The sequence below is a fragment of the Duganella sp. HH101 genome, assembly GCF_001758795.1.
In the GTDB taxonomy this organism is placed as follows: Bacteria; Pseudomonadota; Gammaproteobacteria; order Burkholderiales; family Burkholderiaceae_D; genus Rugamonas; species Rugamonas rivuli.
In genome coordinates this window covers 43,726-54,217 of record NZ_LRON01000016.1, presented here as the reverse complement: position 1 = coordinate 54,217, position 10,492 = coordinate 43,726, and the positions used below count along the sequence as shown (strand labels likewise).

General features: G+C 58.1%; 7 protein-coding genes. All 7 read right to left on the bottom strand.

Going from position 1 to position 10,492, the window contains the following annotated elements; all coding sequences use genetic code 11:
- Positions 1-427 precede the first annotated feature (427 nt).
- Complete coding sequence (locus DUGA2_RS22705) at positions 428-1,147, bottom strand: ZIP family metal transporter (protein ID WP_008448032.1); 720 nt, start codon at positions 1,145-1,147, stop codon at positions 428-430.
- Positions 1,144-3,900 (bottom strand): heavy metal translocating P-type ATPase, encoded by a 2,757-nt coding sequence (locus DUGA2_RS22700; RefSeq protein WP_070271715.1) that lies wholly within the window; start codon positions 3,898-3,900, stop codon positions 1,144-1,146. The genes DUGA2_RS22705 and DUGA2_RS22700 overlap by 4 nt, the downstream gene beginning before the upstream one ends.
- Positions 3,901-3,931: 31 nt before the next feature.
- Positions 3,932-4,234: a hypothetical protein gene (locus DUGA2_RS22695; protein ID WP_141753347.1), complete on the bottom strand. Its 303-nt coding sequence runs from the start codon at positions 4,232-4,234 to the stop codon at positions 3,932-3,934.
- A gap of 112 nt (positions 4,235-4,346) precedes the next feature.
- Complete coding sequence (locus DUGA2_RS22690) at positions 4,347-4,739, bottom strand: P-II family nitrogen regulator (protein WP_210402592.1); 393 nt, start codon at positions 4,737-4,739, stop codon at positions 4,347-4,349.
- Complete coding sequence (locus DUGA2_RS22685; RefSeq protein ID WP_008448027.1) at positions 4,736-7,861, bottom strand: efflux RND transporter permease subunit; 3,126 nt, start codon at positions 7,859-7,861, stop codon at positions 4,736-4,738. The genes DUGA2_RS22690 and DUGA2_RS22685 overlap by 4 nt, the downstream gene beginning before the upstream one ends.
- 9 nt (positions 7,862-7,870) lie before the next feature.
- Positions 7,871-9,094 carry an efflux RND transporter periplasmic adaptor subunit gene (locus DUGA2_RS22680; RefSeq protein WP_070271713.1) on the bottom strand — a complete coding sequence of 408 codons (1,224 nt, stop codon included), beginning with the start codon at positions 9,092-9,094 and terminating at the stop codon, positions 7,871-7,873.
- Positions 9,091-10,413 carry a TolC family protein gene (locus DUGA2_RS22675; protein WP_083296424.1) on the bottom strand — a complete coding sequence of 441 codons (1,323 nt, stop codon included), beginning with the start codon at positions 10,411-10,413 and terminating at the stop codon, positions 9,091-9,093. Before DUGA2_RS22675 ends, DUGA2_RS22680 begins: the two co-directional genes overlap by 4 nt.
- Between the last annotated feature and the right edge of the window lie 79 nt (positions 10,414-10,492).

Here is a 10,492-nt window from a genome sequence, read left to right as displayed (position 1 = left end):
GGATTGGCAATTGTCGGATGCAGCACTCCTGAACCTAGACTGGGAGAGAACAGCAGGAGCGGCTACGTCAGCAAGATATATACAGCAGAGGCTCTTATGAGGAAGCCCCCAACTTGCTTAACTTCCCTAACGCCTCAGCAGTTAGCAACAAACCGATTCGTAGAAGTAAAGATTCCTCATGGCCGGCTGCACGAATACATAACGGTATCGGCGCCACGATCGATTTCGCTGGAAATCCACGACAAAGTAGAATTCTCGCCGCGAGATTGCCATGAGGGCATAGTCCCCGAGATACTACAGAATCTGACGCGTCCCGCACGACCGGAGCAATAGTCGCGGTCATGGCCTAGAAGCATGCTGGGAGCCGCTTGACGCGGCTCCCAACTATGTGATCCCGAACGCGGCCGGACATTGTATTGCCGTCACGCTAAATGAGCATGTCCAAAGTGAACAAACCGATGAAGCCGAGGAAAAACATCGCCGTCTGGATCGGTGTCTCCGATTCCTCATGTGCTTCAACGAGCAGTTCTTCGGTCACTAGATATAACAATGCCGCTACGCCGAAGGCCAGCAATCCATCAACATAGACTGGCCAGACGCGGCTGAGTAAGACCGCACCGGCACCCGCACCGGCGAGTAGCGCCACAGCGAGCCCAATGCACGCCAGTCCGATCGCCCGCTTGGTTTTCCCTCTGTTGCCAAGCGACGTGGCGCAAGAGACACCGAGAAAAAAAAGCTCCAAGACAAGCGCGATGGTGAGCAACAAGCCTTGTCTTTCGCCTGCGGCGAACGAAAGGCCAATGAGCATGCCATCCAGAGCAACATCGACACCCATTGCTGACAGTAGTCCGCGACTGCTTCGTGCTGATTCGCCTTTCTCGCCTTGATCTCCGGCCCATTTGACGGCAAGCATTACCGCGACCCCAATCGAAAACCCCATGAGGGTAACCCATGGCATATGACGATGGACTAAGTCGGGTAGTAACTCGGTGGCCAGGACGCAGAAGATGACCCCGGCGGCCAAGTGCTGCACCGCGCTGCGTAGCTTCGCGCTGGGAGTACGCACGAGCGTCACTAAGGCGCCCAGAACGACGGAGATAGCCGGGAAAGCCGCAAACATCAGAACACTACTTAAAGACGTATTCACGTTGTAGGCGCCTTCATGACATCGACTTTCGCGGTCTCTACAGATGCCGGAGGCTGGGTCGTATTCGCTATGCTGCCCCTGTCATCATCCTGAAACGCCAGTAGCCGTAGCGCATTGATCACGACCAGCACGGTCGATCCTTCGTGAAAGAGCACGGCCGTTCCGATGTTCAAGCCAAATATTGTCGCTGGAATGAGGACAGCGACGACGCCCAGGCTGACCCATAAATTCTGTTTGATGATGCGGCTAGTTTGCCGCGACAAGCCAACCACGAAGGGGAGCTGCCCCAAGTCGTCGCCCATGAGGGCAACATCCGCCGCTTCAAGCGCGACGTCCGAGCCCGCTGCCCCCATCGCAATACCGACCGTTGCGTTGGCCATCGCCGGCGCATCGTTGACGCCATCACCAACCATGGCGACCTTTCCGTGCTGCTCGCGCAATTGCTTGATAGCGTCAACTTTCTGCTCGGGCATCAGGTCTCCCCTGGCTTCGGTCAAGCCGACCGATTTAGCCACAGAATCGGCCACTTGCTGGTTGTCCCCCGAAATCATAATCAGGCGTTCGATGCCTAGCGCGCGCAGTCGGGTCATCACCGAAGCCGCAACTTCGCGCGGAGTGTCCATCACGCCGATGGTACCCAGATACCGTTCGCCCTTGCGAACAATCATCGTGGTGCGGCCATCCTTGATCAACTGATCGTTGGTCTTGATGAGTGCATCGGGCAAGCCGGTACCACCCAGCTCGGAAAACAGTATTGGCTTAGCGATGTACACGGTCTCGCCACCGACACTCGCCTGGATGCCGCGTCCTGTGATGCTTTTGACGTTGTCTGCAGTCGACACCGCCTTTCCATTCGAAAGACTCGCTTTCGCCCCTTCGACCAATGCGGAAGCCAGCGGATGATCGCTGTGTGACTCGACTGCAAGGACAATTGTCAGCAGTTCTTCCTCGCTCACGCCGTCCGCTGGTACGACATCGGTCAGTTTCGGGCGCCCCTCGGTCAGGGTGCCGGTCTTGTCAAAAGCGATGGACGTCAAACTGCCAAGATTCTCCAGTGGCCCACCGCCCTTAACCAGGACGCCCCCCCGGCCGGCGCGCGCGACCCCGGACAGCACGGCGCTCGGAACGGAAATGGCCAGAGCGCATGGACTGGCTGCAACCAGAACGGCCATCGCGCGATAGAAGCTGTCCGCGAACGATTCGTCGATGACCAGGAACGCGAGCATCAATAAGCCCACCAGCGCAAGCACCACGGGAACGAACATGCGTTCGAATTTGTCAGTGAATTGCTGCGTCGGTGAACGTTGGGCTTCCGCGTCTGCCACCATCTGAACCACGCGCGCCATCGTCGATTGGGCGGCCAGTCGCGCGACCATGACTTCGATCGCGCCTGAACCGTTGATGGTACCGGCAAAAACCCGACTATTGGCGCTAACCCGTTCGAACGTGGTGATCGCGGCGGTACCGTCCTCGACTGGCTCCTTGTCAACGGGAACACTTTCACCTGTGACCGGCGCCTGGTTCACGCTGGTGTTGCCCTTAACGACAACACCGTCCGCCGGCAGTCGCTCATTCGGCTTTACCAGCACGATATCGCCAGGCTTGAGGGTTTCCACAGGCACTTCAGCGGTCGACTCACCACGTTTGATGAGTGCGGTTTCTGGTGCCAGCTTTGCCAATGCCTCGATCGCCCGCCGTGCGCGGCCCATGGCGAAGTGCTCAAGTGAATGGCCAAGGCTGAACAAGAACAACAGCAAGCCGCCTTCGGCCCATTTGCCCAGGGCGGCGGCGCCGGCGGCCGCTACCAGCATCAGTGTGTCGATCTCGAAGCGACGCGCCAAGATGTTCTCGATCGCCTCTTTGGTCGTAAAGTAACCGCCGAAGAGGTAGGCGCCGCAATAGAGCAAGACCGGCAGCCATTCGCCCCCCCATCCGGCACGTTCGACGAGCCATCCTGCCAGCACGCATACACCCGCAAGAACGGCGGAAATTAGCTCGGACCTCTCGCCGAATATACCGCCATGGGCGTGGTCGTGACCTGCATGCGCTTCGGCCTTGTCGTCGTGGGCGTGAGCGTGCTGCGCTTCTGTCTCGTGCTCATGCTCATGCTCATGCTCACGCACATGCCCAGCATCATGACCATGTGCAGTGGCATCGACCGCTGCCGTTGTTGCAGACGCGTGTTTGCGCTCATGTGGGGACGTGGTCCCCGACTTGGCTATCCGGGCGCCCATAATAGCAACAATGTTCTGATCTGCAAGTTGGCCGGTACCTGGCGCATCGTCATGCCCGCGCCCGCTCGCGCCTTCCATTGTTCCCCCAATTGCGGCGATGCGTTGCGCCAGCTCGGCTTGCGACAGCAGGTCGCGTTCGTATTCGACGCGAACCGCGCCCGATGCCGATACCTCCGCCTCCAGCACGCCAGGCATACCGCGTAGCCTGTTCGATAATAACCGGGCACTGCGCGCATGCAGTGGAAGGTTGATTCGGGTAGTGTAATGCCCGTATTTTTCCGTCAAGTCCGCACCCACCGAATGGACTAACTCTCGCAGCCGCGCCACTGTGATCAGCGCGGGATCGTAATGCAGACACAAGAGCGGTTCGTTAGATTCGCCCTGTTTCAGATGGACTCGCTCCAGGCCGGGACGGCCCGATAGCGACTGGATCAACCTGTCAATGCACTGGTCCAGCGGATGCGTTACATCGGGCAGGACCAGTGGTAGTACGAGTCTAATTTTCTCGGCATGTTTCATATACCACCCTGTTGAAATTGTTGTTGGATTGTTAGCCAGGCTGACGCCCGCGTCTGTGCAGTAGCAAACTGAGCACGGCCAGGAACAAGAACGCTCCCGCCAGTATCCAATCACCCGCGCTCATAATCATGTGCTCGACGGACCAAAACCAAATCGACGTTTCTAGCAAAACAAGCGTGGCGTACGCAATGAAGAAGCGATGCTCGTCCATCCGATGGTGCGCCAGTAGCGTCGTTGCCAGACAAAGTGCCATCACATAGGCGAGCCACCATAGTCTGCTATGCTCGGTCGAGATGCACAGCAGACCACAAGCAACCGTAAGCAGTATCGCCAACGCGGTTCCGGCCACAAGCGCGAAGCGGACGTTGTGTCCCTTCCTTTCAGAGGACATGCCTTCGCCCGCATGAACTCTGAGGCGTCGAGGGCGTAGTCTCATACCCGCGACTCTAAGCGCCCGCTATTTCGGCAACCGCATCGATGGTTGTCGTAAATACCCAGCCCTTGCTGGGCTTGCCGGCCTGGACGATCAATGACACCAGTTGCGGTGCCAAGTCATCCTCGCAAATCAATTCCAACTTCGCTTCCGCGACCACCGGCTCGGCCAAGTCGAGCGAATAGTGCTGTTGCCCCTGATCATTGCCCGAATAAAGGCGTTGAACGGTGGAAACGGTGAGGTTGTAGCAACCGACCCCGTTGCTGATGTCGCACAATCCTGAGTTGCGCAGCGCTTCCGTGACGAAGCGCACGCGGTGCGGGTGGATGAATGCTTTGAGCTGTTTCATATAGACCTCCTGGTCTGGAAAGGTAGAGCCGCCGATGTCGTCGGCGCCGAACGTCACACTGTCGCCGTCGTTGTCTGTGGCATGGACGCCGCGAGCGCCTTACGTTCTCGACGGTTCTCGACCCATTCGTACAGCAGCGGTAGCAACAGCAAGGTCAAGGCGGTGGAAGTGAAGAGGCCGCCCACGACGACCGTGGCCAACGGTCGTTGAGTTTCCGCCCCAACACCGGAAGACAGCAGCATTGGCACCAAGCCAAAGATGGCGATCGACGCGGTCATCAATACTGGGCGCAGGCGTAGCGCCGCTCCTTGGCGCACGGCTTCGCGCACACTCAGTCCTTGCTCCAGTTGCTCATTGAGGAAGGTCACGAGCACGATCCCGTTGAGCATGGCAACGCCGAATACGGCAATGAAGCCAATTGCAGAGGGTACCGACAGATACTGACCAGTAACGAACAGCCCGACAACACCGCCAATGGTCGCGAAAGGCACATTGGCGATGATAAGTGTGGCGTACGTGAGCGAATTGAAGGCGGTGTACAAGAGGATGAAGATCAATCCTATCGTCAGAGGAACGATGATGGCCAGCTTGGTCATTGCACGCTTCTGGTTTTCAAACGCGCCGCCCCATTCCATCACATACCCAGTCGGGATCTTCACTTGTGCGGCGATTCTTTGCTGTGCCTCCTGCACAAAGCTGTTCACGTCACGCCCTTGCACGTCCATCTGGATGACGGCATATCGCTGTAACTGCTCGCGCCGCACGAATGAATAGCCCTCGTCCACTTCAAGCGCGGCGACGCGCCCCAGCGGCACGAGCGCGCCATTTTCGCTACGAATCGGAATCGAGGATATCGCCTCCACGCTGTTCCGGAATTCACCACCCAGCCATACCTGGATGTCAAAGCGCTTCGATCCATCGATAAGCGTAGAGACAGCCTTTCCGCCAATGCCCGCCTGTACGACATTGAGAATGTCATCGGCATTGATACCGTAACGGGACGCCGCTTCACGGTCGACCTTGATGATGAGCTGGGGTTTGCCCTTGTTGGCCTCCAACGATAGGTCGGCGGCACCAGGCACTTTTTCCAATACTTCCTTCATCTGACTTGTCAGGCGATCGAGCGTATTTAAGTCCTCACCATAGATTTTTAAGGCTAGCGTCGCCCGCACACCCGAAATCAGTTCTTCGATACGCATCTGGATCGGCTGCGTTGCGGCGATTACTGCAGTCGGCGCTTTTCGTTCAAGCGCAACTTGCATCTCCTTGGCCAAGTCCGGGACAGCCTTCTTCTTGGGCCAGTCACTCTGCGGCTTGAGGTTGACAAGCAGTTCCATGTAGTTCACATCCGCTGTTTCTCCCTTCTCGGCCCGGCCAATCATCGCCAACGAGGATGCCGTCTCGGGAAACTCCTTCAGACTCGCTTCGAGTTGTTTGGATATACGGATCGATTCGTCCAGAGATGTGGACGGGATGCTAGTGACTCGGAACATAATGCCGCCCTCCTGCAAGGAGGGCATGAATTCTTTGCCTAGGAAGGGGATAAGCGCGAGCGAGGCCACTAGCAAGCCAACCGCACCGCTGACCACGATCTTCTTGTTGTCGAGAGCGCGGTCGAGCAACGGCAGGTAAAGGCGCTTGGCCGCAGCGACGACGAAGGTATCCTTCTCTTTTTTTGCTTTAAGAATCAACGCGGAAAGCACTGGAACGAGTGTCATTGTCAGGATCAACGACCCGACCATGGCGAATGTGATGGTCAGCGCCATCGGCTTGAACATCTTGCCCTCCAGGCCGGTGAGGGAAAATAGCGGCAGGAAGACCACGATGATAATGAGGATCGCGAACGCAACCGGATTGATCACCTCGCGGGCGGCCTGCAAGATGATATGCGTCTTGTTAATCGGACGGCCCGATTCAGCATGATGAGATAGCAGCCGGAATCCATTTTCGACCATCACCACGGCGCCGTCGACCATCATCCCGATACCTACCGCAAGGCCCGCCAGTGACATCAGATTGGCTGACAAGCCCCATTGCTGCATCATGATAAAACTAATCAGCATGGCCAGTGGTAGCGCGACGATCACAACCACCGCCGAGCGAATCTCGCCAAGGAACAGATATAGGATTACAGCCACCAGGATGGATCCTTCCACCAGCGCGCTTTCCGCCGTTTTGACCGCCTTGTCCACCAGGTCGGTACGATCGTAGACCGGATTGATGGTTACGCCTTTCGGCAACGCCTGCTGCGTCGACTTCAACTTCTGCTTGACCTCGGCGACAACATTTTTGGCGTTCTCACCGAGCCGCTGTAGCGCCATGCCGAGGACCACCTCTTTCCCGTCTTTCGTCACGGCTCCCGAGCGCAAAGATGCACCTTCCTTCACCTGAGCGACATCGCGCACATAAATGGGCGTGCCTTGATGTGTCGCCAGTACCACGTTCCCGATATCGCTTGCGTTTGCTACCAGGCCCAGACCGCGCACCAGATATTGTTCCTGTCCTACGTTCAGATACTGGCCGCCCACTTGGCGATTGTTCGCCGTCAGCGTTTCCATGACACTTTTCAAACTCAAGCCATACTTAATCAGCTTGTTCGGGTCGATCAGCACTTGGTACTGCTTCTCGTCGCCGCCCCAAGAACTCACGTCATCCACACCAGGAGCGGTGCGAAGCTTCAGGCGGATATCCCAGTCGTGCAGCGTGCGCAGATCCATCGTCGTCATGTTCTGGTCGACCGACTCCACCGTGTACCAGAACACCTGGCCCAGCCCAGAACTGTTCGGCCCCATAGTTGGCTCGCCGTAGCCGTCCGGTATGCGCTGCTTGGCTTCCAGGAGCTTTTCGCCCACCAGCCGGCGCGCAAAATAGATATCGACGTTGTCTTTAAAATTGACGCTGACGTACGACAGGCCGAACAGCGACACTGAGCGAATCGCTTCCACCCCGGCCAATCCCGCCATCGATGTCTCCACCGGCGTTGTCAGCAACTTCTCGACATCTTCGGCCGCAAGGCCCGGCGACTCCGTATAAATGTTCACCTGGATGGGTGTCACGTCCGGAAACGCATCGACCGGCAAGTCGCGCCAGGCCAGCGCGCCCATCATAACGACAATCAGAAAGCCGACGATGACGAGCACCTTATAGCGCAGTGAGAGGTCAACAATAGAATTGAGCATGTCGTCCCCTTAATCCGCGCTGATCTGCGACTTGAGCAGCTTGGCCTTAAGCGCATAGGCGCCCTGGGTCACCACCGTTTCACCGGTCTTGACGCCGCCCTTGATTTCAACCAGGCCCTGGCGCTTGTCGCCAAGCTCCACTGCTCGCGTGTCGAAACCTTCGCCGCGCTTGACGAACACCGTTGGTTGCCCTTGGACGAGCACCACCGCTTCATTCGGCAACATCAGGGCTTTTTGGCTCCCCTCCGTCGAAATGGCCGCGCTGGCGAACATGCCGAGCTTAAGCTTACCTTCTGGATTGGGTACTTCAACGCGGGCCTTCACCGTTCGGGTCTCCTTGTCCATCACACTGCTGATGTAGGTGACTTTCCCACGGAACGCTTCGCTGCCATACGCAGCGACAGTGACGACCGCTTGTGCGCCTGGCTTGACTCTTGCCAAATCTTTTTCGAACAGATTGGTTTCAATCCAGACGTGTGACATGTCCGCGATCGCAAAGAGTGGCTTGTCGGGCTGCGCCAGCTCGCCGAGTACGGCCTTCTTGTCGACGACGGTACCTGCGAACGGCGCCGTTACCGGAAAAATCGATGGTGTCTTGCTCGTTTCACCGTCGCGGCCGTTCAGGCCTAGCGCGTGGCGACGATCACCAGCCGCGCGGGCGATCGCTTTCGCTTTTTCGAGGTCGGCCTGGGCGCGCAGAACATCCTTCTGCGGGATGATCTGATCAGCTTGCAGTCGTTCCGCGCGCTCGGCGGCCGACCTTGCCACGGATAATTCCGTCACGGCTTGGGCATACGCCGATTGCGCCTCGCCCGCCTCGATGCTGTCGACCAGGGCGAGCGATTGCCCCGCGCGGACTTGCTCCCCAAGGCCGACCATCACCCTGTTCACTTTTCCGGATATGCGCGGCGCGATGCTCGCGTAGCGGTCCTGCGCAGGCTCGATGGTCGCCGTCACCGTAAGCTGATCGGCAAAAATTTGCTGTTCCAGCACGGCTGTGTGCACCCCGGAAGTAGCGCCTTCGTCGGCGCTAAGCGTGACGACCTTGTCGCCGCCAGCCTCCGCCTTCTCCGCAATTGGCGCTTTGTCAGGAGGGGCCGACGGTTTATCTTTGCTGCAGCCTGCGAAAATGGCCGAGATTAGAACAAGCTGCAGAGAGAGCCGATATTTGTGTTTGTTTGGCATGGTGATGGGGTTTCCATTTTTGTTCTGAGCGTTGGACAAGAAGTTCATGGTCGTGATAGCAGGCCTGCGGCGGTTCGCAGCGCGATGTCGGTCACGCGCAATTCCCGTTCGGCGTCGATCAGGTCCTTTCGGCCGTCGAGCAGCTGGCGGTTAACCAACAGAAGCTGCACAATGCTGATTTCTCCAGCCTGCAGCGATTTTTTTGACAACTCCTGGTTTTGTTCCAGTGTGGGCAAGATCGATGAGCGCAACGCCCTGACGCGTTCCGTGAGGCTTTGCATCCGTTGCCATAGCGCCGCGACAGCGGCTTGGCTGTCGCGTACTGCGGTCTCACGCTCAATCGTGATTTGCTTCAGTTCCGTCGATGCCCGGCCAATTGCGCCAGCGTTCTGATGGAACAATGGGAGTGGGATCGACATGCTCACGCCCGTCAGACGCTCCTGCGCGCCGACCGGTCCCTCGCGCGAGGTAGATACAGCGACCGTCACGTCCGGATAACGTGTGGCCCGTTCCAGCGATAACCTGTTGCGAGCAGCGTCCTGCTTGTTGTCCAGCGCGCGCAGCAGCGGACGCTGACTAGCGCGCGACAGCAGATCGGCCAACGTGTACTGTTTGGCCTGGCCGACATCGAGTGTGCCATCCGCGATGGGTAGTGCTCCCGCCGGCAATTGTAATAATTCGGCAAGGCGCTGGCGCGCTTCGATCAATTGCTCTTGAAGTACACCAATCTGGTTACGGGCGCGCACCGCCTCGACTTGGGCGAGATTGCCATCGAGGCGGCTATCTTCACCCGCCACCACGCGCTTCTCCACCGACTGTGCCGTGTTTTGAATCAGGCCCAACGAGGCGTTCTCGGTCTGGACCCGCTCCTGCAGGGCGAGTACTTCGACGAAAGAAGTCTCCACTTCGGCCAACACAGCACGACGCGTTTCGTCCAGCGTTGCGCCATGCGCCGCCAGTTGCGCTTGCGCAGCGCGGCGGCGATACCCTTGCTGGCCCGCGATTTCGAACGTCTGCTCGAATGAGGCGCTCCATTCACGTTGGCGCGTGGTAGACAGACCTTGCGCGGGCACCTCGCGGCGGACTCTTTCCGCGTTCAGCTTTGGATTGTTCCATAGCAGATGTGAGGCGTCCGACAAGTCACCCGATAAAGCATCGCGATTGGAGGCCGTCTGACGAATATCAACGCTGACGCGATCGGCTAGTTCGAGCGCTTGGTCAAGGTTCAGCACCGTAGGTTGCACAGAGGTGACAGGCGATTGCGCCCCATCGTGGACGAGCGGCAACGCTAGAACTTGCGCCAATACGATCACCGGCTGGCCAGCGACAGCCGCCGCTAAGCCAAGCGGCAGTAATAGTTTGTACATCGAATTCTCCAAGGACCATGGGAAAAGAATTCGACGAGACACCAGCTCGCAGGTAGCGAACTAATAAAGCAATAAGGAA